Source organism: Algiphilus sp., assembly GCF_023145115.1.
Taxonomy (GTDB): domain Bacteria; phylum Pseudomonadota; class Gammaproteobacteria; order Nevskiales; family Nevskiaceae; genus Algiphilus.
In genome coordinates this window covers 47,085-69,247 of record NZ_JAGLEJ010000043.1, presented here as the reverse complement: position 1 = coordinate 69,247, position 22,163 = coordinate 47,085, and the positions used below count along the sequence as shown (strand labels likewise).

The 22,163-nt window shown below is 67.5% G+C and carries 20 protein-coding genes and 1 CRISPR repeat array; of the genes, 3 read left to right on the top strand and 17 right to left on the bottom strand.

The genetic code is table 11. The annotated features are described in order from the left end of the window. Positions 1–19 precede the first annotated feature (19 nt). A CRISPR array of direct repeats spans positions 20–353; the repeat unit is 29 nt; unit sequence CGGTTCATCCCCGCGTGCGCGGGGAACAC. 96 nt (positions 354–449) lie between these two features. The 12 genes from cas2e to KAH28_RS15335 form a co-directional block, all read right to left on the bottom strand. Continuing rightward, on the bottom strand, positions 450–764 hold the full coding sequence (cas2e, locus tag KAH28_RS15390; protein ID WP_290578118.1) for a type I-E CRISPR-associated endoribonuclease Cas2e: 315 nt from the start codon (positions 762–764) through the stop codon (positions 450–452). Further along, a complete protein-coding gene (gene cas1e / locus KAH28_RS15385) occupies positions 761–1,690 on the bottom strand; it encodes a type I-E CRISPR-associated endonuclease Cas1e (protein WP_290578116.1) in 930 nt (309 codons plus the stop codon). The genes cas2e and cas1e overlap by 4 nt, the downstream gene beginning before the upstream one ends. Next, a complete protein-coding gene (locus KAH28_RS15380; protein WP_290578114.1) occupies positions 1,690–2,190 on the bottom strand; it encodes a DUF3368 domain-containing protein in 501 nt (166 codons plus the stop codon). Before KAH28_RS15380 ends, cas1e begins: the two co-directional genes overlap by 1 nt. Continuing rightward, entirely contained in the window at positions 2,177–2,506 is a 330-nt protein-coding gene (locus KAH28_RS15375) for a type II toxin-antitoxin system prevent-host-death family antitoxin (RefSeq protein ID WP_290578112.1), read from the bottom strand. Before KAH28_RS15375 ends, KAH28_RS15380 begins: the two co-directional genes overlap by 14 nt. A 44-nt stretch (positions 2,507–2,550) precedes the next feature. Further along, on the bottom strand, positions 2,551–3,252 hold the full coding sequence (gene cas6e, locus KAH28_RS15370) for a type I-E CRISPR-associated protein Cas6/Cse3/CasE (protein WP_290578110.1): 702 nt from the start codon (positions 3,250–3,252) through the stop codon (positions 2,551–2,553). A 1-nt stretch (position 3,253) separates the two neighbouring features. Further along, positions 3,254–4,015: a type I-E CRISPR-associated protein Cas5/CasD gene (cas5e, locus tag KAH28_RS15365; RefSeq protein WP_290578108.1), complete on the bottom strand. Its 762-nt coding sequence runs from the start codon at positions 4,013–4,015 to the stop codon at positions 3,254–3,256. A 4-nt stretch (positions 4,016–4,019) separates the two neighbouring features. Continuing rightward, entirely contained in the window at positions 4,020–5,138 is a 1,119-nt protein-coding gene (cas7e, locus tag KAH28_RS15360; RefSeq protein ID WP_290578106.1) for a type I-E CRISPR-associated protein Cas7/Cse4/CasC, read from the bottom strand. A gap of 52 nt (positions 5,139–5,190) precedes the next feature. Next, the gene (gene casB / locus KAH28_RS15355) at positions 5,191–5,685 is read right to left on the bottom strand and encodes a type I-E CRISPR-associated protein Cse2/CasB (protein ID WP_290578104.1); all 495 of its coding nucleotides are present in this window, start codon (positions 5,683–5,685) and stop codon (positions 5,191–5,193) included. Between the two features lie 10 nt (positions 5,686–5,695). Further along, a complete protein-coding gene (gene casA, locus KAH28_RS15350) occupies positions 5,696–7,330 on the bottom strand; it encodes a type I-E CRISPR-associated protein Cse1/CasA (protein ID WP_290578103.1) in 1,635 nt (544 codons plus the stop codon). 300 nt (positions 7,331–7,630) lie between these two features. Further along, a complete protein-coding gene (gene cas3, locus KAH28_RS15345; RefSeq protein ID WP_290578102.1) occupies positions 7,631–10,405 on the bottom strand; it encodes a CRISPR-associated helicase Cas3' in 2,775 nt (924 codons plus the stop codon). A gap of 180 nt (positions 10,406–10,585) precedes the next feature. Beyond that, entirely contained in the window at positions 10,586–11,032 is a 447-nt protein-coding gene (locus tag KAH28_RS15340; RefSeq protein ID WP_290578100.1) for a PaaI family thioesterase, read from the bottom strand. Continuing rightward, positions 11,029–11,472, bottom strand: a complete 444-nt coding sequence (locus KAH28_RS15335) for a PaaI family thioesterase (RefSeq protein WP_290578099.1) — start codon at positions 11,470–11,472, stop codon at positions 11,029–11,031. Before KAH28_RS15335 ends, KAH28_RS15340 begins: the two co-directional genes overlap by 4 nt. Before the next feature lie 122 nt (positions 11,473–11,594). Here KAH28_RS15335 and KAH28_RS15330 point away from each other — a divergent pair, with 122 nt between their 5' ends. Next, complete coding sequence (locus tag KAH28_RS15330; protein ID WP_290578097.1) at positions 11,595–12,359, top strand: DUF2189 domain-containing protein; 765 nt, start codon at positions 11,595–11,597, stop codon at positions 12,357–12,359. 65 nt (positions 12,360–12,424) lie between these two features. On the opposite strand, the gene KAH28_RS15325 is transcribed toward KAH28_RS15330, so the two are convergent. The 4 genes from KAH28_RS15325 to KAH28_RS15310 form a co-directional block, all read right to left on the bottom strand. Continuing rightward, entirely contained in the window at positions 12,425–13,027 is a 603-nt protein-coding gene (locus tag KAH28_RS15325) for an outer membrane beta-barrel protein (protein ID WP_290578095.1), read from the bottom strand. Positions 13,028–13,101: 74 nt separating this feature from the next. Further along, positions 13,102–13,476: a DUF805 domain-containing protein gene (locus KAH28_RS15320; RefSeq protein ID WP_290578093.1), complete on the bottom strand. Its 375-nt coding sequence runs from the start codon at positions 13,474–13,476 to the stop codon at positions 13,102–13,104. A 92-nt stretch (positions 13,477–13,568) separates the two neighbouring features. Further along, entirely contained in the window at positions 13,569–15,425 is a 1,857-nt protein-coding gene (locus KAH28_RS15315) for a CocE/NonD family hydrolase (RefSeq protein ID WP_290578091.1), read from the bottom strand. Between the two features lie 127 nt (positions 15,426–15,552). After that, entirely contained in the window at positions 15,553–18,915 is a 3,363-nt protein-coding gene (locus KAH28_RS15310) for a penicillin acylase family protein (RefSeq protein WP_290578089.1), read from the bottom strand. A gap of 129 nt (positions 18,916–19,044) precedes the next feature. On the opposite strand from KAH28_RS15310, the gene KAH28_RS15305 reads away from it, so the two are divergent. Next, positions 19,045–19,497, top strand: a complete 453-nt coding sequence (locus KAH28_RS15305) for a hypothetical protein (RefSeq protein ID WP_366918208.1) — start codon at positions 19,045–19,047, stop codon at positions 19,495–19,497. A 125-nt stretch (positions 19,498–19,622) separates the two neighbouring features. Next, on the top strand, positions 19,623–20,543 hold the full coding sequence (locus KAH28_RS15300) for a DUF4382 domain-containing protein (protein ID WP_290578087.1): 921 nt from the start codon (positions 19,623–19,625) through the stop codon (positions 20,541–20,543). A gap of 9 nt (positions 20,544–20,552) precedes the next feature. Here KAH28_RS15300 and KAH28_RS15295 read toward each other — a convergent pair whose 3' ends face one another. Further along, a complete protein-coding gene (locus KAH28_RS15295) occupies positions 20,553–22,157 on the bottom strand; it encodes a sensor domain-containing diguanylate cyclase (RefSeq protein WP_290578085.1) in 1,605 nt (534 codons plus the stop codon). Positions 22,158–22,163 lie beyond the last annotated feature (6 nt).

Below are 22,163 nucleotides of genomic sequence, written 5' to 3'. Positions count from 1 at the left end.
GGCAAGCGCTTGATCCATACGGTTCATCCCCGCGTGCGCGGGGAACACAGCTCGACCGGATTGGATTTGACAGACAGAAACGGTTCATCCCCGCGTGCGCGGGGAACACAGGGATTGGATCATTTCCGCCGAGTGGCTGTGCGGTTCATCCCCGCGTGCGCGGGGAACACACAGGCGCTGCCACAGCGAGCGCCACCATCGTCGGTTCATCCCCGCGTGCGCGGGGAACACATCGGGCTCTGCCATCTGCGGCGGGGGCGTGACGGTTCATCCCCGCGTGCGCGGGGAACACGTGACGTTCAGCACCAAGAAGGCGGTGGATACCGGTTCATCCCCGCGTGCGCGGGGAACACTCTTCGCGTAACTACTTGAACCTAAAGGGCAGATAAGCGCCACATGATTCTACCGGTGAAAAGACGCCCACTCGCTTCCACCGGACAACCGAGTTTTTAAGGATCGCTGCGGCTCTCGCGAGGCAAAGCCGCTTCCGGCAGGAATTCGACCAAGGACACGCCATCGAACTGAATCGGCACCCGCCGATTCTTGCCGAGAGTCTGGAAGCTGAAGCCAGCGTCGTTGCCGGGGTCGCGCCAAACGATGACCGCATTGCCTTCTTCGATCATCTCTTCCACCTGCTCCCAGAGGTATTCGCGCACCTTCTTGCCATACTCGCCCACGTATACCCCCGCACGCACTTCGAGCAGCCAGATGGCAAGGCGACCGCGCAAGCGCGGCGGGGCGTTTTCGAGGACGATGACGATCATCGGCTGCGATGCCCGGGGTCACCCAGGCTTTCCGGGTTGGCGATTGCGGGGCCGACCTGCTCGGCGTGTGCTTCTGGCGGCTTGATCTGGCCCGCAGCGAGGATGTTCTCGATATCCGGGATGATGCGTTGCAAGACCTTCGACTTGCGGAAGACGTCGCGACACTGCAGACGGACATCGCGCTCAGACTCGCGCCCGCGCTTGGCCGCCACCGAGAAGGCGATGGGTACGACGGTTTCAAACTTGTAGAGATCAGCCACGTCGTAAACGAAGCTCAGCGGCTTGCCGGTATGGATAAAGCCGATGGCAGGTGCGTAGCCAGCCGCCAGCACAGCGGCTTCCGAGACCCCATAGAGGCAGGAGGTCGCCGCGGACAGGCATCGATTGACGACGTCCGTGCCCTGCCAGTTGTCGACATCGTAGTCGCGGCCGGACCATTGCACTCCGAACTGCTTGGCGAGCTGCTTGTACATTTCGCGAACGCGCACCCCTTCGATCCCGCGCAGCTGATCGACGCTGCGGCGTGCGGGCGGCTCTTCGCCGAAACGACGACGATACATTTCGCGTACGACCTTGAGCCGCAGATCGTCATCGAGCGCCAGTTTCGCCTGATAGAGCAGGCGATCTGCACGGGCGCCTCCGGGCTGCCCGGCCGAGTAGAGCCGGACACCGCCTTCACCGATCCATACGAGGAGCGTGCCCACCTGGGCCGCCAGGCGCACAGCGGCATGAGAGATGCGCGTGCCGATCTCCAGCATCAGGCAGGCCACGCCACCAACCGGAACGTGGGTACGAACGCCGTTCTTGTCGACGACCACAAAGGCGCCGTCCAGCACGTCGAGCTGCCCTTTCTCGACGAAGAGGATCGACATCCGTTCCTTCATCGGGAGCGGCTTGAGGGGCATCCATCCGGATGAGTTGGCCATCACACCTCTCCGCAGACACGCAGGGTTTCACGGACCAGGGCGGGGCCCAGGAAGTACCCGCTGGCGCGCAGCCTGCGGATGACCGGAGCGACCTCGGAGAGCCTGCCGCGTCGTTTGGCCATTACCAGCACCCCCAGTGTTCCGATCACCGGCAGATCCCAGCTGCGCGCGGTGACTCGCGCTGCACGATCATCCAGAAACAGCCACGCACCGCGCCGCAGAGCAACGCTGATGGCGGCACGCTCACCAGCGCCGAGCGGGAAATCGGACAGGCTCGGATGCACGGCGCTGGCGCAGAGCTTGAAGGCAGGCTCCGTCTTGATCATCGTGCGCAACGCTTTCGCGTCCGCACGCCCGGGGTGGTGCTGCGCTTCCTTCCATACCACGCGCGGCACCAGAATCTCGCCGAAGCAATCCGCCAACCATACAAGCCCATCGACCCGGGCAAGCGCAAGCAGCGGCCCGGTATCAGCGACGAGCAACCGCTCAGTCGAGGCCAAGCCCCGTCAGCTCCTCGCGCAGCTCGTCCACCGGGTAATCGGCCGCCGGTATGCGATGCCGCGCCATCAGATCCAGAAAATCGCTGCGGCTCATGCCGGCAAGCTCTGCCGCCACACCCTGACTGATGGTGCCATCCCGAACGAGCTGCAAAGCGAGGGCGGTCTTGACGCCGCCGGTGAGCAGGCTCTCGCTGAAGGGTACGGCGACGAAGAGCGGGTTGCCTCGCTTGGATACCAGCGAAAGTTGACCGGCTTCGGCACCGCGCACCAGCTCGCCGGTGCGCTCGCGCAGATCGCGGATCGTGAAGTTTTCCATGAGCCCGTACCTCAGCATGTGCCATCAAAAGATAGCACTTTGACTCAGACCGGACGCACCAGCAACAGGCCGCAGCCAAAGGCCTTGGCGTGGCCGATGCCCTGCAGCAGCGCGTTCCGGAAGCGCTCCGGGTCCTGCACTTCAAGCTGCCCCGAGAAGTCCACCATGCTGAGCTGAATGGCTTCGCCGTTGGTCCGCTTCCGGGGCTTGTCCGCCATCCGGTTGTAGTTGTCGACGCGAAGGCTGTCCTCCATCACTCCGAACCCGGCCTGCTGCGCCCGGCTGCGCAGCCAGTGCCCACAGGCGCTGGCAACCACTTCGTACAAGGGCGGCTTGTCCTCGCCAACCCAATCCTTCCACCGCGATAAGCCGCGCGCGTCCAGCATCTCGCGCTTGGCGTGCATGACGACGTCATCCCGGCGCGACTTGCCGTCGCGCTTGTGCGTGACAACCGGGTTCGCACGCAGGTCGAAGCGCAGACGCGCCCCGGCAACCGGCTTCGGATCGTATTCCCGAGACTGTACGGCCCAGCCCGTCACGCTGGCCTGTGGCTTGCGCGCAGAGACCACGTGATAGCGCGGCATCCCGTCAACGTCGGAGCCGCGAAACAGGAAATCCCGCGGCGTGCCTTCGGGCGCCTCGAAGAACTGCCACAGCCACTGGTGCTCGCGGTACGGGCCCGTTGCTCGACTCGCTGCGGCATCGCGCTCGCAGCCCGGCTCCGGCGTGATCATGCTGAAGTACATGTCAGCCCTCCTCTTCCAGAAAGGCGACGTGCTCCACGCGATCGCCGAACTGCCATTTGCCGCGCGAGATCAACCGATCCTTGCGGACGGCTGTCAGACTGGGCTCGTCGATTCCAGCGTCGACGCCTTCGCCCCAGACGAGTCGCGAGAGCGCGGGCAATGGTTCCACCGGTGCATTGCCCCATCGATCACGGTTTGCCTCCAGCGTTTGCTCGTGCTCGGCAGCGTACGCCGCGAAGGCCTCCATCGCCGAGCTCGCTCCCAGCACCCGAGGCCGCAGCGGCGCGGCAAGCGGGCACGACTTGCGGCCGAGGTACAGCACGAATCGCGGTTGTGCCAGCGCATTGCCCAGCTGATCCAGCGCGTGAGGCGCATCTGCCTTCGCCTGGAGGGCAACCAGCCAGCCCGCGTTCTCGCGGTAGTCGCGTTTCGAGATGATGGTGGTGAGCGCGGTTCGCGCGGGCGCTAGCTCATCGCGTCGCGTTGCGTGCGGACGCCCCTTCATCACGGATTGCCCGGGCATCTGCACCGTGTGGTAGTCACGCATCAGCGTGCCGGAAGACAGCACTCCGATGACCACTCCGTAGCCCCGCGCCAGTGCCTGGTGCTCGGCTTCCTGCGCGCGCCGTAGCCCGAGCGCCGCCGCCACAAGCCCGAACACGGCCGATTCGCTGGGATAGATATCGGTGCCGCGATACTCACCCACGGCCGTAGCGCCCCAGGCGGCCAGCGGCGCCTGCAACTGGAAAACGAGGAAGGGCATGGCGTCAGCCCCGCGCGACGAAATCGACAAGCTCCTGGAGCGAGCCTTCGCCGCTTTCGACATTCATGACGCGATGCTCTTCGGCGCAGTCGCCGTAGACCTTGTCGAAATTGGCACGCCGGGTTTCCAGCGCCTGCACCGCCGCGTCGAAGGTCCCTTTCTCTTCGCTGCCGCGCACCGGCTTGAGAAAGGCCTGCGACAGCGACCGCGGCTGCTGGTCGCCACGTTCGGCCATGACGTAGCCCGCGTAAGCGCGGGAGGCATAGCTGTTCTGCATGCCGGTGGGCGAGATCTTGGTGACAGCGTGGATCAGGGCACCCAGCGCCTTCTCCGTGAGCGCATCGTCACCATCCAGATTCTCCTTCAGCAACTCGCGATTGATGCACAGATAAAGGTAGAAGACACCCGCGCCATACCCTCGCTCGCCGATATGGCCTGCCCCCTTGTCCTCCAAACCTTCGTTGAGGTCGTCGACAGCGCTGAAGTAGTCGTCCTCGACCGCGCTCTTGTGAACGGTAAAGGCATGCGCAACCTGAACCGCGGCTTCCATGTTGTGCGACGGCTCATCCGCCAGCATGCGCCCGAACATCGCAATGTCCACGGCATGCTGCGGACGGCGCAGCAGCTTCAGCTCGTCATCGGTGGGCGCACTGCCGCGCTCGGCACAGGATTTCACCAGAGCATCGATCGCATCGCGCTCGCCCGGGCTGAAATGCGCTAGCTGCTCGATCTCGAGATCGTTCTGCGGATTCTCCTTGGATTCCTTCTTGCGCTTGCCGAAGCGCTCGGCGATCTTCTGGGCCCAGACGCGCGCATCCTTCTCCGACACGCCGCGCGCAACGAGCGCCTCGTAGATGCGAATGCCCGCTTCCTTGGTGCGCGTACCCAGCACCGTGGACACCTTGCCCCAGCGCACAACCGGCTCGCCCACCGGATACGCCGAAGCCCCCAGCGCCTCGCCGAAGACCTCCGACGTGCGCCAGGCGCGCTTCAGGCTCTGTGAGGAAATGCGCAGACGCAGTGCCTCGCCCACCAAGGCGGTCTTCGGTCGACCGGTATCGTCGCGGTTGAGATTGGACGGCGGGTATTGCGTAAGCACATGCAGCTGGATGAAACGGGACATGGGGTGCTCCTCCCTTGATGGCATCGAGTGGAAACGAATCGCGGACTTCGGGCTAGTCGGGCCAGCGGTAGCCGTAGGCCCAGGCCTTCTTGACGCCATCGCCCCAGAACAGCAGGTCCTGCGTGAGGGCGACGATGTTCATCGTGTGACCGGTCAGTGGCAGCGCGCGACGCAGGCCGGTGAAAAGGCTGTCCAGATCGGGGGATTCCAGCAGCCGGACGAAACGCAGCTTGCTGACAGCGGGCTGGTCGTCGCCGGGAGCGCGTGCGCTGAGGCTCTCGGGGACACTGACTCCGGGACTGTCGACCTTGACGTGCGCGAGCAGCCCGACCGCCGCCGCCAGTCGATCGCGCAGATGCGCCGACTCGAAGGACTCGTCACGCTCGAGCAGCCGGCGATAGCAGCGCTGATAGGGGGCACTAATGCTTACTGCAGTGATGTCGGGTGCACGCCGGAGAATGGCACGGTCGGCACGCCTTTCATCCAGATCCTGCCACCATTTCAGCAGCGCCTCTCCGGCGCCGTGTTCACGTTCGAGGCGTTTCATCGTTCCCCCCTCAGGCCGATGCGGTTTCATGATTCGGGTGCTGCGCCTTTCCCGGCTCGACTTCCTGCTTCGGTAACGCCAGCGCTTCGTGGAGCTTGCGGCCATAGAGCTTCTGACGAAGCTGTCGATACGCCGTTGCCACGCGTTGCGGGTGCTGGCGCTCGACCGCACCCGCACCGGCGAAGCAGCCGTCGAACAGCGCGAGCGCGGTGCGTGCCAGCGCTGCGTGGAATCGTTGCTTCAATACAAGCGAGTCGATCTCCTTTTCCTGCCGTTCGGCCGCGATATACGCCTGCAGGATTTCGTAGAAGCTCGGCTCCGTCGCCGCCCAGAAGCCGGCATCCACCACGCTGAGATCGCCGCGCGCCTCGTGGCCGAACCAAGCGCCCTTCACTGCCGAGCGAAGGTAATACGCGGCCAGATCGGCGCCGGCCAGCCAGAGGGCAACTTCGTTCTGCACGCGTCTGCGCGCGCCTGCTTCGCATTCGGCCAGGCCGTAGAGCGGCAGGGTGCTGTCGTACCAGCAACGCGCCTTCATGTTGTCCATGTCGAAACCGAAGGCGCGCAGGTGCAAGGGCGCATGCCCGAGCGCTCGGATTCGTCCCGAGTCGAGCTGCGCGCTGACAATCCTTGCCGCGCGCTGTCGTTTTTTCTCGTCCTCCGTGCCCAGTACCCAGGCCAGCCAGTGCCGGTACCCGAACCCGCCGGGCTGCGGATGCATGGGCAGCCACTCCTCCTTGTTCTCGTAGTAGGGCGACAAGGGGTGGTCCCACGGACCCTTGTAGTTGAGGCCGTAGTTCTTCGTGACGTAGCGCGTGACGAGCTGCTCCGACGGGCGCCCGCAGATATCGCAGGTGCCCGCCTCGACTGCCCCGAAATCGAGGCGAATGCGCCGCGGCATGGCCCAGAAAACGTGGGCCGGATGCGCATCGACAGGCGCCAGCGCGCCCCCTTCCTTCTGCAGCCGGGTCTGCTCGCTCATCCACGGGAAAGTGTGGCAGGGCTCCGTTTTCTCCGGATCGCCGCCAGCCTCAAGAAAACGCGAGCGCTCCTGCACATTCACCCAGAGGTCGTGCCAGAGACTGCGCGTGGGCTGGCAGACGACCAGGGTCGTCAACGGCCCGCCGCCGCGCAGACCGGTGCGATGCCCCGCCCCGCCGGACGGCGCGTTGATCTGCAGCGTGAGCAGCGCCGTCGCCACGCAGTGCGGACACATGCCCGCCACCTGCCCGCGCTTGATGAAATGGTCGCCGTTGTCCCTCAACGTCTTTCCGCCAGGGGCTTCGATCAGCAGGGCCGCGATCTCATTGACCGCGCCATCGTCCATGGTCAACGTTCGATCCTGCATGAAGCGCGCCGCGTCGCCATCGAGATCGAGCGCCGGGGCCACAGAATCAAACCAACGCTGCAACTCCTCCTCATCGGGTGGCTCGCGAAAGCGCTCCGCCCACTCGCGCGATGTGTCGACCGGTGTCGTCGTCTGCAGCAGACCGATCGCGAACTGAAGGAGCGCCCCGTTGAAATCCGGGCGCGGTGCATCGAAAGCGGCGATGTCCGGGTCGGACAATTGCGCCGGCGTGATCCAATCGCGCTCGCTGGTCGCGCTGCGTCGCACCGGCAGCCATTTGTAATCAAGCAAGCTCATCCATCAACTCCATTCGCAATAAAACGACTGGGCGGGGTTGGAAGCCGCCACACCCTTCCGTTGCCATACGGCCAACGGACTTTTGGAAGGCCCGCAGTTGCCGCGAGGCGGGAAGAGCTGTCGTACATCCCAACTTACCCTAGCTGAAGGAATACGTCAAAGTGGAAAGGTTCTCTGATAGTATCGCTCCTGTCAGCGAAACTCGTTCCCCTGACGCAGGGGATGAACCATGGAATGGTTCGCTGCGAGCCATGGAGTTGGCTAGTTCCCCGCTCACGCGGGGATGCATGGAGCCGGGGCTCATATCCCCGGCTCCACTTCATGCAACCCATTGAAACTGCTATACCGCCATGTCCGACGAGTTTCATGCCCACGCCCTGTTACCCCGATTGCTTCCGCAAACCAGCCTTCCGCGCCGGCTTCCAGCGGAAGCACGATGCTCCAGCGCCCCTTGTCCGGAAGCTCTTCCAGCAATGGTTCCAGCGCCTGCTTGCGCTCGGGGTCGGTCGGTTCCGCGGTAGTCGCGATCAAGCGCTCGGGCACGCGCAGGCTGCTGTAGGCCCAGGCGTGGCGCCGCGGAAAGTCGCCCTCCGCCCAGGGAATGAAGCGGCCCTTCGACCACCGCACCAGCACGACGGTATTGCTGGCCTCGCCGAGGCGGGAAGGCGTCTTCGCCTCGTCCCACCAGTCGATCCCGCCGCGCGCATACCCTTTATCCAGCTTCACGGTGTTCTGCTGCGCCTGCGAGGCATCCGCGGAGATCGCTCCAGCGACCTGGAGCGCCTGCACGGTCAGACCTTCCGGCAGGTCATCGTCATCCGCTCCGAAGACCTCCTCAATGAAGGGCCGCGCGTCCTCCGGCATGGACATATGGCCCCGCCGCAGAAGCCGGGCAGTACGCCACAGATGCCCGTGGTGCGGATAGACCAGCGCCGATTTCGGGAAGGCTTCCTTGAACCAGTCCTCGCCGGGGTCCTCGTGCCATTCCGGTCCATGCACCCACAGACAGGGGGTGCCACGTTGATCAGTGGCATCCGCATCCGGCAGCCGGCGACCCTCCGCATCGCGGACGTGACGATGCATGCGGCCAGCGCGTTGAATGAGGCGGTCGATCGGTGCCAGATCGCTGATCAGCAGATCCCAGTCAGCATCCAGGCTCTGCTCCGCGACCTGGGTTGCGATCACCACGCGACCGGCACGCTCCGCCGGCCCGCCATCCTTCCCGAAGCGGTCGAGAATCTGCTGCTCGATCTCCAGGCGATCCTGCAAGGCGAAGCGCGCGTGGAACAAGATGATGGCGCTGGCCGGCACGTGCGCGGAAAGCAGCGCAAAGGCTTCCAGTGCATCGGCCACGGTGTTTCGCATCCAGCAGGCGCAGCGGCCCGCGACGACCGCCTCGCGGATGGCGTCAATGACGGCTTCGCGGCGCGGCTCGTAGCGAACGTCGATGCGACGACGCACGACATCCCGGGTCGCCACTGCCGTTTCCATCAGAGAAGTGGGGGCGGCGCCCGCCCAGGAGGTCACCAAGGGATAGGCCTCGGCACCGCAAGCCGGGACGGTCGACTCTCTGCCGCACGCGAAAGCCTTGAGCAGAGCCTGCTTCATGCGTACGGGCATCGTTGCCGACAAAAGAATGACGCTGCCACCGGCCCGCGCGTGAAACGCCAGGAGACTTTCCAGCACCCGCTGCATATAGGCGTCGCAGGCGTGGACTTCGTCGATGATCAGGACCTTGCGGAACAGCCCGAGCAGGCGCAGTGATTGATGGCGGCTGTGCAACACGGCCAGCAGTGCCTGATCCACGGTTCCGACGCCAGCAGATGCCAGCAGCGCCCGCTTGTTGTGATCCGCGAGCCAGGCCGTGCAGCGGGCAGAGGCCGTTTCATCCATTTCGTCACGATCGGAACCTCCCGGATCGCTGGGCAGCACGGTGCCTGCGAACGCCTCCACAAGATTGCGCTGACCATGCGCAAGCACCAGGCTCGGACTACCCGCGAACAGCGTGCGGTAAACCTCTGAAATGCGCCCGTACATGGCGTTGGCCGTGGCCATCGTGGGCAGCCCGATGAAGAAGCCATCCGCTTCGCCCGCCGCCATGAGGCGGTAGGCAAGCATGACCGCGGCTTCGGTCTTGCCCGCCCCCGTGACATCCTCGAGCAGATGAATCTGCGGCCCTTCGGCAAGCGCAGCCGACATAGCCCAATCCTGCAGTGGCGACGGCGCGGCGATACTCGGGAAAAGGTCGCTGAAAGAGCACCCCTCCCGAACAACCTCTGGCAACACACCGGCTGCGTCCAGTGCAGTCTTCGCGCGCTCCTGGGCAACAAGCCAGTACTCGTCGAGTGGAAGCACCTGATCACAGTAGGGGAAAAAGTCGGTATTCGAGCCGAGCCAATCCGCCAGCACCGCAACCCCCGCTACCCACCAGCTCACCGCACGACTGCTCTGCTCGAATGCATCCGGATCGGTAGCGGCCACTGTTTCGACAACAGAGGACGTCAGAAAGCGATCTCGCATCGCTCTGACGAAAGTCAAAGCTGCATCGGCATCATCGCGCCGGTCGAAATGGGACTCCCAGCTCTCGCTCGTATCGCGCGGCGGCTGGCCGTGATGACCGGTAACGGCACGCGCCCAAGCGTCGCAACCGTACAGTAGGTCGAGGGTCTCCGACCCGAACCAGCCTTCCGCCTCGACCCGACTCGCAAGCGGCTCGCCCCAGAACAGGAATCCGAGCGTGTCATGCCGGATTCGATACACCTTCGCGGCATTCGGCTGCCTGCCCCGAAGCGACAGGAACAGATCCGGCTTCTGCGACTGGAACGCCTCCGAGAATTTCCCGAGATCGTGAACCGCAAGCCAGAACGCCAGCCAGCCCTCGACCACATCCGCGTCCCATCCGAGTGCCTGCTGGAGGAGACCTCGAACGCTTCGGGCGCGCCGCAGGTACTCCGCGCCGACAGCGGCCACATCAAGGCTATGGAAGGGCAACCGGTGGAACTGCGCGCCTCGCTCCTGATCAGGATTCGCCTTTCCCCAGTAGGCGAAGTGCGCCGCCGCATCTTCCGTTGACATCCTCCGCCCCCCTGCCAGTCGCTGGTAAGCAACACAGTCGAACGCTACCGACTGGCCGGCTCATGAGATGAGCCTGCCGCCAACGCATTCCGTTGGAACCGGCTTCCATGGTGATGCAGTCGGCCAACAGAAGCTGATGATTACCGCAAAGTTACCTTCTCCGCTCGCGCGGAGCAATGATCAGGCGTCAGCACTCAGCAACAGATGCACCCGCCCGGTAGCGGTCAGCCGCTCGCGGTCTTCCTGCCAGCAGTCGACGCGCACGGCCGCGACGCGGCGGCCCTGCCGCAGGACCTGGCAGGCGGCGTAGAGGGTCTCGGTACGCGCGGAGCGCAGGTAGTCGAGCGAGAAGTCGATGGGCTTGGGCAGACGGTCCTGCTCCTCGTCGACCAGGACGGTGACGAGGGCCGTGGCTTCCATCAGGGCGGCGACGGCGCCGCCGTGGATCGCGGGCAGGCGGGTGTTGCCCACCAGATTGTCGCGGGCGGGCAGCCGGTAGACGGGCGCGGGGCCGGCGGTGTCGACCCGGATGCCCAGGTGCGCGGTATAGGGGATGTAGTCGAGCACGCCCTGGTAGTTGCGGTCGCGCCGGACGCGGTGCAGGGCAGCGGTGCGTGATTCGTTCATGCCTGGGCCTTCGTCTTGGCGGGGCGGCGCATGAAGCTGGCCGTGACCAGCGCCGCGGCTTCGTCGGCGCCTTCGGCGCGGATGTCGCAGCTGACGAAGCCGACCTCGGCGGTATGACGGTGGCAGTTGGCGCGCACGGTGAGCGGGTGCTCTACGGACACCGGGCGGAGATAGTCGATGCGCAGGTCCAGGGTGGCCACTGCCGTCAGCTCGCCGAGCGCCGACACGAAGGCGACGCCGCTGGCGGCATCGGCCAGCGTGAGCAGCACGCTGGGGAAGTAGACCCCGCGCTCGGGATCGCCGCAGAGGGCGGGCCTGCCGGGCAGGCGCAGGTCCACGACGCCGCCGGCGACGCGGACGACCTCGACGCCCAGATCGAGATTGTGCGGAATGCTCTCGACGAAGCGTTTGGCGACCTGAAGATAGAGGCTGTCATCCATATCGGGATCCGGCGCGGGCGCCCGCGCATTATCGCAGCGCCCGCACGCGGCGGCTTGCATCGGCTGCGCGAAGGGCGTATTCCTCGGGGTGAGGCCAGACGAGCTTGCTCGAGGAGGCACTCATGACGAGCAGAACGACGACCGCCGCCATGCCCGCCATTGCGGGCGGCGTCCCGGCACTCCGCCCCATCCGCTGGCTCCAGCGGGGCTGGTCGGACATGACGCGACACCCGGGCCCGAGCCTTGCCTACGGGCTCATCGTGACCACCATCGGGTTGCTGGTGCTGAGTTTCGGCAACCATCCCTACTTCGTGGCGGCAGCGGTGACCGGCTTCCTGCTGATCGGCCCGATTCTGTCCACCGGCCCGTGCGAGCTGTCCCGGCGCGCTGCCGCGGGCGAGGCGACCGGCTTCGAGGCATCGTTGACCCCGCTCACGCGCAATCGCGAGGGACTGACGCGCTTCGCCGCTCTCCTGCTGGCCGTCGGGGCGATCTGGTTCGGGGTTTCGACGCTGCTGCTGAGCTGGACCTTCGGCGACGCGGTACCGGCGACCACGACGGTGATGTGGGGCGACGCGCTGGCATCCGCCACCGCGGCCCAGTGGCTGTCCTACCTGAGCGCGGGCGGTGCGCTGGCGGTGCTGGTCTTCGCGCTGTCGGTGGTCGCGGTCCCGCTGCTGGTCGCGCGTGCCGACACCGATGCCGGCGACGCCATGCGCGCCAGTCTCGCCGCCTGCGGACGCAACCTGCCGGCGGCGGCGGTCTGGGCCCTGCTCATCGCGGCACTGGTGGCGGTCGGCTTCGCGACGCTGCTGCTGGCGCTGGTGGTGATCTTCCCACTGCTCGGTCACGCCACCTGGCACGCCTACCGGGATCTGACCGATTGACGCCACCCGCAACGAAGAAGCCCCGCCGAGGCGGGGCTTCCGGTACGACCGAGTGACGCGAGGCTTCAGAACATGAAGCCGACGCCGACGCGGATGTCGTCGAAGTCGGTCTCGGCGTCGCCGTCCTCGAGCTGGGTGAGGCGGTAGTCAGCGAAGATGCTGAACTGCGGCCCGACCAGGAAGCGGCCGCCGAAGCGGAACTCCGGTCCGTCGGTATCGTCGATCGACAGATAGCCGATGGAACCGTCGACGATGAAGCGCGGCGTCAGCGCCGCCTCGGCGCCGACGTGCACGCCGAAGCCGCTCTCGTCGTCGGAACCGGCGCCCGGGGCCTCGAGCTCGGCGTTGATGAACTCGGCACGCGCCAGCCACGAGGCATCGGCGTTGATCGGCGCCATGAAGCCGACACCGGCGCGCAGCTGCGTGAACTCGAGGTCGCTGTCGTCGTACTCGTTCTGCTGATACTCGCCGGAGAAGAACAGCTGGTCGGCGAACTGGGCACGGCCCTTGACACCGTAGCCATCACCATCGTCGTCGGCCGGACCGAAATCGACATCCGCGCTGGGCACGTAGTAGCCGTCGATGTAGTTCATGGCGTCGGCCTGCGCGGCCAGAGGCAGCGCCGCACCGGCGCCGAGCAGGGTGATACCCAGCAACTGCTTTTTCATGGATTGCTCCCGGTCTTGTTGATTATGGATGCCCGCACCGATGTGGGGCATCGACAGCGTACCGCACTCGCGTGTCAGCCTTCCGGCGTGCGGCGCGGCGGCGGCCCGTAGGCGTTGTCGCCGCTGTTGCCCTCCAGCACCATCAGGATCAGCAGCCAGATGCCGCCGATCAGCGGCACGAAGGCGATCAGGATCCACCAGCCCACCCGGCCGGTGTCGTGCAGGCGGCGCATGGTCACGCCGATGCCCGGCAGCAGGATGGCGAGCGCGTAGATCGTGCCCAGCAGCCCCATGCCGCCCATCATCCCGATGGTGCCGAGGGCGCCGTCGATCACCGCCAGCACGATCCCGATGATGAGATTGAAGAGGAAGAACATCCAGTACTCGGTGCGTCCGGCACGCCCGTCGAACTTGGCGTAATCCTTGAGAACCGCCAGATACCAGTTCATGCGCTGCTCCCTGCTCGTTTGCGAAGGGGCCAGACTATCCGGGGCCACCGATCACGGCAGCCCCGGGAATCCGTGACATCGTGATGCGCGTCTCAGCGCGCGGGCACGACCGCGTCGGCGGGCACCACCGGCAGCACCACGCTCGACGGCCGGTCCGGACCGGCATGGATGCTGATGACGCCGAGCAGCTGGTCGATGAGATCCGCCACCGGCGGCAGACCGTGCGGGAAGTCGCCCGGGCCGATGGCCACGCGCAGGCGGTGGCCCTCGGGGATGACGAAGCTGCTCGGGAATATCTCCACATTCACCGGCACCACGTTGCCGATGCCCGGCACGTCGCGTGCCTCACGCGTGAACAGGTGCCACGGCTGGATCATCTCGCCGTCGAGGTAGCGCGAGCGCTCCGGATCGACGGCGCGCATCGAGGCGTTCAGCAGCCCGTGCGTGAGCTCCCGCGAGCGGCCCTGCTCGTCGACCAGCGTGAGGCGCACGTTGACGCCGGTATCGGGCGCCGAACTGCTCACCCAGAGATCCGCCTGGATGGGACCGTTGACGGCGTAGTCGGCCTCCATCGGCGGCGTCGTGTAGGTGAGCTCGATGATCTCGTTGAGCCGGTTGTCGGCCGCGCACGGCGGCGCCACGATGCCGAGGATGCCGGCGGTCCACTGCGACGCGCTCGACGAGCACAGGCCGTTCACCGGGATCTGCAGCGTGCGGTCCACTCCGGCCTCCGCGGGCGCCTCGGGCGCCAGCTCGCCGCCGGGCTGCAGATACCAGCGCTCGGCGCGTGCGGCCGGATGCGGCCAGTCGGCGGCCACGGACCAGTCCTCCCGGCCCCAGTAGTACTGGGTGACGGTGGGCTGAGCCTCGGTACCGCTGCGCATGTCGCGCAGGTGCCGGTCGAACCATTGCAGCGCCATCTGATCCATGCTGGGCAGGCCGGCATCCTCGAGCCCGGCGCCGAATGAACCGCCGACGTGCTCCCAGGGTCCGATCAGCAGCTTCGCTTCGTTGTTGCGCCGGATGGCCTCGTAGAGCATGGGCTCGCCGCGCTGGAAGATATCCTTGAGCCCGCCGACGATGAAGGTCGGCACGCGCACGTCATCGGCCACCTCGATCGGCGAGCGCGTGCGCCAGAACGGGCCGTCGTAGGCGATGTCCCCGCCCAGCACGGCCTGCGCGATGATCGGCACCTGGAAGGTGGTGATGGCGGCGGTCAGGTTCTGCAGCGCCGAGCTGATGTAGAGCGCCGGGTTCTGCAGCGTGTCCACGGTCGGCACGACGCTGAGGGCGGTGACCAGGCCCATCCACAGCGGAATGAAGCCGATGTTGGTCTGCCCGCCGGAGAACACGATGTCGCGGTAGCCATCGCCCATGGGCACGATGGCGAAGGCGGCCTCGTGCGCCGGGTGCTGCTGCGCTGCCGCCAGCAGCTGCGTGATGCCCATGAAGGAGGCGCCCCAGGTGCCGATGCGCCCGTTGCTCCAGGGCTGACTGGCGGCCCAGTCGAGGACCTCGTAATAGTCCGCCTGCTCGGTCTCGCTGAATGCCTCCCAGGCGCCCTCCGAACTGCCGGTGCCGCGCACGTCGACCGACACGTGGGCGTAGCCGCGCTCGACCAGGTAGTTGTTGAAGGCGGGGATGGCGGGAATGCCGCGGTTGTAGCCGGTCAGCGTCACCAGTACCGGGAACGGCCCCGCTGCAGGCTCTCCGTCTTCGCCGGCCGGCAGCCGAACCGCCGTGGCCAGACGCACGCCGTCGCGCATGGTGATGGGCTCGGCGGGCAGCGTGACCGAGCCCGGATACTCGACGGGCCGTTCGTACGCCGTCCAGCGTGCATCGATGGTCGATTGCCCTGCGGCACCCTGGTCGCTGCCGGAGCAGGCCGCGAGCACGGCCACGGTTGCCGGTAGCAGGAGCACGCCCGCGCGGCGCAGTAGTCGGTTCACTGGTGGATCCCCCGTATCAGACACTTGTCATTTTCAGTATACGTCGTCGCGCGTTGTGGAAGCCAAAAAAAACGCCGGCAACCGAGGCTGCCGGCAAGACCCCCAACACAAATCGTCACGCCCTCGACTACGGCGACCCCCGTACCTGCACCACCTGCTGGAAGGTGGGGCGGTTGGTCCAGTGAATGGCGGGAACCGGCAGGAAGGTAAGCGGAACGTGCTCGACCGCATCGCACGCTTCGACCGTTCCACAGTCCGCGCCTTTCGCGTAACTGTCAAGCTGCGTGCCGTCCCACGCGGCGACGTTGCCGATGCCGCCGAGATCGGCGAGCGCATCGTCCAGCGCCGTCAGAACGGCATCCCGGCACACCGCCGGATCGTCGCTGCCGGCGCAGCGCAGCGCGCGGTACGGCGTGTGACCGGGCACCTCCAGTGCCATCTCTAGCAGGCGCTTCATGTGCTCGTACCAGCCGGCCTGATAGGCGGAGCCCTGGGACCGCGGAGCGTCGTACCGGCCCTGCAGCACGGTGGGCAGCCCCTCGAACTGCGGCAGCATGGTGTCGATCAGCCGCTCGTACCAGGCGTCCATCAGCACTACCGCGGCGCGCTGGTCGTAGGCACCGTCGTTGTCGCGGTCGCGACGGTAGGCACCGAGCCCGCTGCCGCCGTCGATCCAGTTGCGCGAGCCGGCATCCATCCAGTTGCGCATCAGCCCCGCCACCTGCTGCTGGGCATCGTCCAGATCGCCGGTCTCCATCAGCCGCAGCAGCAGCGGCAGCACGGTCTGGCCGCGCAGATCGGTGAACGCGGCGTCGGCGAGGATCTCGGTGACCGTGCCGATGTCGTGCTTGCGCCCGGCGTCGGCGACGGCATCGAGCCGGTCCACCAGCATGTCGACGCGATGCGTCGGACCGTAGCTGCCGTTGGCGTCCGACGCCCACCAGCCGCGCGCCGGCGCGTTGTTCCACTGCGCGATGTAGGGCTGGTTGACGACCTGCGGGTGTGCTTCCATGGCCAGATAGCCGTCGAACTCGAAGTAGCCGTCACGCAGGGGGTCGCCCTGCGCCACCGGCGTGGCCGGGTTCGGGAAGCTGACGGCACCGGCGTCGTCGTCGCCGCCGTAGGCATCGAAGAAGCCGGCGTTGAAGGGCACGCTGGCGCTGGCGATCTGGCCCTGCCATTCGAAGCGCCCGTCGCCCCACACCGGCAGCTCGGGATGGTGCTCGGGATGGCGCTCGGGATACAGGCCGCTGTGGAAGACAGCGGCGTCCTCGGCATCGGCGTACAGCCAGTTGAACGAGCCGGTGACGCTGTTGAACAGCTTGCGGAAGCTGTCGAAATCCTGCACCACGTTGGTGGTGGCGAGCGCGAAGGACGGCGCGGTCTCCAGCTCGCCGAAGAAGGTCGCCCGCTGCAGCGACAGCGCCACCGGCTCGCCACGCACGGTCCCGGTCGCGAAGATCGGTCCGTAGTGCGTGCGGATCACCGAGCGCACCACGCGCTGCGGCAGCGGCGGCCCGCCCAGCGCCACCGACGCCACCGTGGGCAGCGCCGTCCACTCGTCCAGGCGGCGATACAGCGCCCGGCACTGCATGCCCTGGCCGTCGCCGACGTCGACCAGATAGCCGTCCGCGAGCAGCGTGCCGTTGTCGTCGGTCTCGCGCGTCGCGGGCGTGCCGTCGGTATTGCAGAGCTTCGACACGCGCACGTCGACCAGATCGGAGTTGCCGGAAGTCGCGCTCCAGGCATGGTCGGGCCCGCGCCCGATGTTGATGTAGGGCAGGTCGCCGAACACCACGCCGCGGCCGTTGAAGTCGAGCGGCCCCGGATCATCGCCGCCGGACTTGATGGCGACCTCCCACAGCAGCTGCGGCGCGAAGTAGCTCGCCTGCGGTCCGAACACCGCGATGGGCGCGTTCTCGCGCGTCCGGGAGGCCGCCACGACGACGCCGTTGGACATGGTCCGGGGCAGCGGCAGACCGGCGGCAGCGAGGTGCCGGCGCGCGCTCTCGCCGGGCGAGACCCCGGCGCGGATCGCGCGCCGCCCCGGCCGCACCCGCCCGGGCCGCATCGGCGGTTCGGTGAGCGCGACCCGGACGCGGGCTGCGCGCGCATCCGACGACGCGGCGGACTGGATCGTCAGACAGGTCTCCAGCGCGCTGCCGGCATCGAGCAGGCAGCCGAGCAGGTCGCCCGCCAGCGGCAGATCCGGCAGCAGCGGCAGCCCGCCGATGCCGAGCCCGCCCAGCACGTTGCCCGTCACCGCGCCCAGCGTTTCGCCCGGTCCGGCGTTGCCGACCAGGAAGGTGGCGCGGGTCTCGAAGCTGCCCGGGTCGAGAATGGCAGCGCCTTCCGGCAGGGCCTGCGGGCAGGCCTCGCTGACCGAGGCCGGCGACTGCGTGGCGAAGGTGCGCGCGTTGACGCTGTAGTGCGTGCCCGGATCCTGGGCATGGCGCACATCGCGCCAGAACTCGCAGGCCTGCTGGGGCACCGCGCCGCTGTCCGGCCCGAACCCGGGATCGAGCGCCTGCAGCAAGCGCAGGTTCTGGTGCTCGCCGCCGCCGCCGATGGCGAAGATCGACTGGATCAGCGTGGCCGATGCCACGATGTCGGTGCGCGTCCAGTCGCGCGGCGGAAACACCGGCGGCACGCTGGGCAGATCGCCCACCTGCAGCGCCAGCGTGGCGTACTCCGGCGGGATCTCGGCGACGCCCGCACCGTTGAGGGTGTCGAGGTAGGCGTTGATGCCGTCGACCATGGCGTCGACATCCTGGACGATGAGATCGCCCAGCGCCCCGAACTTGGCGCGGGCGCGTTCGACCATCGCCTCCAGCTCGGCCTCGCTGTAGCCGGCGAATGCGGCGAGATCGGCGTCGAAGCCCAGCGTGTCGGGCGCCGCGCCGAGGAACTCGCTGAAGCGCCCGCGCCCGACGTTGCGCAGTGCGTCGTGCAGCCAGAGGCGGTCCTCGGCGGAGGCATAGCCGAAGCCGTACATCGCGTCGCGGCGGGTATCGCCCTCGACGAAGGGCACGCCCCAGCCATCGCGCCGGATGGTGACCTGCCCCCCGAACGGGGTCGCCAGCGTGGTGGTCTCGGCGACCGTATCCGGCTCCAGACCGGCCGGCTTGTAGTAGTTGCAGGCGAGATCCGACCGGGTGGCGTGCTCGCCGATGCTCCGTGGCGGCTCGCAGGGTGCTGCGCGCAGGTTCTCCTCGGCATGGGCGAGGTTCTCGTAGAGCTGCAGCTGATCGTCGTAGTTGTCCGGATAGCTGAGCACCGGCCCGACCGGCGCACCGACGCCGCCCGCCGAATTGCCGTTGCTGCCCGGCGGCACCGCGTTGAGGAACACGCTGCCGGCAGGCGAGGCGCGGTCGGGCGGGTCGCCGGGACCATCACCGGGCTGCGCGGCAGGGGGCTCGCTGCCACCGCACGCGGCCAGAAGCAGAGCGGCCGCAGCCGTCAGGCCACGGTACGGTCGGGGGTGCATCATCGGTCTCCTCCCAATCGAGATGCGCATTTCTTGTCGTGTCGCTGTGTTGCACTATCGTGAAGCGCGACCCGATGCGCCATCGTGAAAATGCACCAAGTCACCACCCTCGCCTGCCTGCCCGACGACGCCATGGAACGCTTCCTGGCCGCGCACGGCATCGCCCTGACGCGCGTCGCGGACGGCGCCGACATCCCCGCCAGCTACTGGGGCGCGCCTGAGGCCGGTGTCATCGGCGACACGCTCTACGCGCGCGGCGACACGCCGGTGCACTCGCTGCTCCACACCGCCTGCCACGTGCTCTGCATGGGCGACGAGCGGCGCGCGGCGCTGCACACCGACTGCGGCGGCAGCGACATCGAGGAAGCGGCCGTCTGCTACCTGCAGTGCCTGCTCGCCGACACGCTGGCCGGCTACTCGCGCGACCGGCTCTTCGCGGACATGGACGCCTGGGGCTACAGCTTCCGGCTGGGCAGCGCGCGGGCCTGGTTCGAGAACGATGCCGACGATGCGCGCGCTCATCTCGAAGACGCCCCGCTGCCGGACGGGACGCGCAACCACCTGCCAGGACTGCAATTTTCCTGACAGTGGCGTTCAGTCGATGCTCACCGGGCGCGCGGTACACAGGCGCCTCATTCACGACAAGGGGCGTGTCCATGCAACCCCAGGCATTGATCAGAGGCATTCTGGTGGCAGGCGCCGGCGCGACGATGCTGGCCACCGCAGGCTGCAGTGACAGCAACGACGGCAACGGACAGGGGGGTGATTCGGCTTCGGTACGCCTCTCCGTCACCGATGCGCCGGTCGACGATCTGGCAGCGGTCAACGTGCGCTTCACCGGCGTCACCTTCAATCCGGCCGGCGACGATGGCGACGATGACGGCAGCGACCGCATCAGCTTCGACTTCGAGCCGCGCACCATCGATCTGCTGTCGTTGACCGGCGGCGATACGGAGATCCTCATCGAGGAGGAGATCCCCGCCGGCAACTACGAATGGATCCGGCTGGAGGTCGAGGCCGAGCGCGGTGCCATGGATTCCTTCGTCGTGGAGAACGGCGGCGGCGAAGTCTCGCTGTTCATCCCGAGCGGATCGCAGCGCGGCCTGCAGCTCAACGGCCCGTTCGCGATCACGGCCAACCAGGGGGCGCGCTACGCCGTGGACTTCGATCTGCGGGCATCGGTCAACGATCCGCAGGGCTTCCCCGACTACATCCTGCGACCGACCCTGCGCGTGGTCGACGTCCGCGAGGCGGGCAGCATCGGCGGCACGGTCGATCCGGCGCTGTTCACCGACGTCGCCGCGTGCGACGCCGACGCGGCCACCGGCGCCGGCACGGCGGTGTACGTCTACGACGACACCGACACTGCACCCGACGACATCGGCTCCGGCAACCCGCCGGTGGCCACTGGACGCGTCACGCTGGACGAGACGTCGGGCGAGTTCGTCTACACCGTCGCCTTCCTGCCGCCCGACGACTACCGCGTCGCGTTCACCTGCCAGGCGCGCGCCGATGATCCGGAACGGGACGACGACATCGCGTTCCCGGTCGTGAACGACACCGCCGTGGTGGCGGGCGCCACCGCCGAGGTCGACTTCGCCGCCCCGGCCGACGAGGGCGAGCCCCAGTAGAACGCGCGGTCAGTGCTGCGCGGAGGGGGAATCGTCCCCCTCCGCGTCTGCCTCGTTGACCGCGTCGACGTAATGCCAGGCGCCGTTGCGGCCCTGCGACTTGACGCGGTAGAGCGCTGCATCGGCCTCCTCGATCATGAGGTCGATCTCCGCGACCTCGGCCTGCGCGGGCTCGCATGTCGTCGCTCCGACGCTGACCGTCAGCACGCCCTGCGGCGCGCGCTGATGCGGCATCCCGGCCGCCTCCACGGCTGCCCGTATGCGCCGCGCCACGCGCAGCGCGCCCGCCGCGTCGGTGCTCTGCAACAGCAGCGCGAACTCCTCGCCGCCGAAGCGCGCCGCGACGTCCACGCTCCGCCGCGCGCACCCCGACAGGAATCCGGCCACCGCGACCAGCGCTTCGTCACCGGCGCTGTGCCCGTAGTGATCGTTGTACGGCTTGAAGTGGTCGATATCCACGATCAGCAGGGAGAGCGCCTCGTGATGCCGGCGCGCGCGTCCGAGCTCGTGCTCGAACTGGTCGAGGAAGTAGCGGCGGTTGCGCAGCCCGGTCAGCGCGTCGTGATAGGCCAGATACTCCAGTCGCGCATTGCTGTCGGCAAGCGCCTGACGGCTCTGCACCTGATCGTCGATGTCGACGATGGCCCCCACCGCCTCCCGGATGGCGCCGTCCTCGGTGCGCACGACGTGGCCGCGCACGTTGAACCAGCGATGCTCGCCGCTGCGCACCCGCAGGCGGGCCGTGGCGTCGAACAGCGCGCCGTGCCCGAGCTGCCGGTCGAGCGTGGCCCCGAAGTCGACGCGGTCATCGGGATGCAGGAGCGCGACCACCGAATCGGGGGCGTCGGGATCGTCCGGCTCCCAGCCCAGCAGCTCGCAGAAGCGCGGCGAGACCCAGCGCTTCTCGCTGCCCTCCACGCGCCATCCCCATGCGCCCGCCTGGATGCTGTGCAGCACGAGCTGCAGGTAGGTCTCGCTGCTGCGCAGCGCATCCGCCGCCACCGCCTCGGCGCCCACCACGCGCAGGGCGCGGGCGTAGTACTCGAGGCTCGCCAGCATCAGGATGAAGAAGAGATTGCCGAACACCAGCCACAGCAGTAGCGCCACCATGCCGTCGCGCGCCAGATCGAAACCGGTGTGCACCGCGACCGCGGCGAGCACGACCACGAGCTGCGCCGCGTAGAACGCCCACAGTCGGCGCAGGCCGGCGCGGGTGGGCTTGAGCACGATGAGCCCGATGTAGACCAGGCCGGTGAAGCCGAAGATCGGGCGGAAGGCGCTCTGTGCCGGGTCCTGCATCGGCGGGCCCCAGGCACTGAACAGCAGGGGCAGCGCGTAGGCCGCCACGATCAGCGCCGACAGCACATCGGACAGCCGTGCCCGCGCGCGACGCGAAAGCGGCAGCAGGGCAATGCCCATGGCCACCACGCAGAGCGCGCTGACCACGAGCATCGCGGTGGCCTCGATGCGGCCGAAGGTGCCGTAGCTCTGGAGGATCAGGATGCCGGAAACCGCGCTCACCGCGGCGAAGAAGGCCCCCAGCACCTCCGTCCGGCGCCGGTATGCGGCCACGTCGGCGACGGCCGCGTGCTCGAGCGGGCGCTCGGTGTCCACGCGTCC

What these genes read in the sequence shown, in the direction of transcription:
- cas2e (WP_290578118.1), bottom strand. Translation starts at nt 764, where the DNA reads ATGATCGTCATCGTCCTCGAAAACGCCCCGCCGCGCTTGCGCGGTCGC.
- cas1e (WP_290578116.1), bottom strand. Translation starts at nt 1,690, where the DNA reads ATGGCCAACTCATCCGGATGGATGCCCCTCAAGCCGCTCCCGATGAAG.
- KAH28_RS15375 (WP_290578112.1), bottom strand. Translation starts at nt 2,506, where the DNA reads ATGGAAAACTTCACGATCCGCGATCTGCGCGAGCGCACCGGCGAGCTG.
- cas6e (WP_290578110.1), bottom strand. Translation starts at nt 3,252, where the DNA reads ATGTACTTCAGCATGATCACGCCGGAGCCGGGCTGCGAGCGCGATGCC.
- cas5e (WP_290578108.1), bottom strand. Translation starts at nt 4,015, where the DNA reads ATGCCCTTCCTCGTTTTCCAGTTGCAGGCGCCGCTGGCCGCCTGGGGC.
- cas7e (WP_290578106.1), bottom strand. Translation starts at nt 5,138, where the DNA reads ATGTCCCGTTTCATCCAGCTGCATGTGCTTACGCAATACCCGCCGTCC.
- casB (WP_290578104.1), bottom strand. Translation starts at nt 5,685, where the DNA reads ATGAAACGCCTCGAACGTGAACACGGCGCCGGAGAGGCGCTGCTGAAA.
- casA (WP_290578103.1), bottom strand. Translation starts at nt 7,330, where the DNA reads ATGAGCTTGCTTGATTACAAATGGCTGCCGGTGCGACGCAGCGCGACC.
- cas3 (WP_290578102.1), bottom strand. Translation starts at nt 10,405, where the DNA reads ATGTCAACGGAAGATGCGGCGGCGCACTTCGCCTACTGGGGAAAGGCG.
- KAH28_RS15340 (WP_290578100.1), bottom strand. Translation starts at nt 11,032, where the DNA reads ATGAACGAATCACGCACCGCTGCCCTGCACCGCGTCCGGCGCGACCGC.
- KAH28_RS15335 (WP_290578099.1), bottom strand. Translation starts at nt 11,472, where the DNA reads ATGGATGACAGCCTCTATCTTCAGGTCGCCAAACGCTTCGTCGAGAGC.
- KAH28_RS15330 (WP_290578097.1), top strand. Translation starts at nt 11,595, where the DNA reads ATGACGAGCAGAACGACGACCGCCGCCATGCCCGCCATTGCGGGCGGC.
- KAH28_RS15325 (WP_290578095.1), bottom strand. Translation starts at nt 13,027, where the DNA reads ATGAAAAAGCAGTTGCTGGGTATCACCCTGCTCGGCGCCGGTGCGGCG.
- KAH28_RS15320 (WP_290578093.1), bottom strand. Translation starts at nt 13,476, where the DNA reads ATGAACTGGTATCTGGCGGTTCTCAAGGATTACGCCAAGTTCGACGGG.
- KAH28_RS15310 (WP_290578089.1), bottom strand. Translation starts at nt 18,915, where the DNA reads ATGATGCACCCCCGACCGTACCGTGGCCTGACGGCTGCGGCCGCTCTG.
- KAH28_RS15305 (WP_366918208.1), top strand. Translation starts at nt 19,045, where the DNA reads ATGGAACGCTTCCTGGCCGCGCACGGCATCGCCCTGACGCGCGTCGCG.
- KAH28_RS15300 (WP_290578087.1), top strand. Translation starts at nt 19,623, where the DNA reads ATGCTGGCCACCGCAGGCTGCAGTGACAGCAACGACGGCAACGGACAG.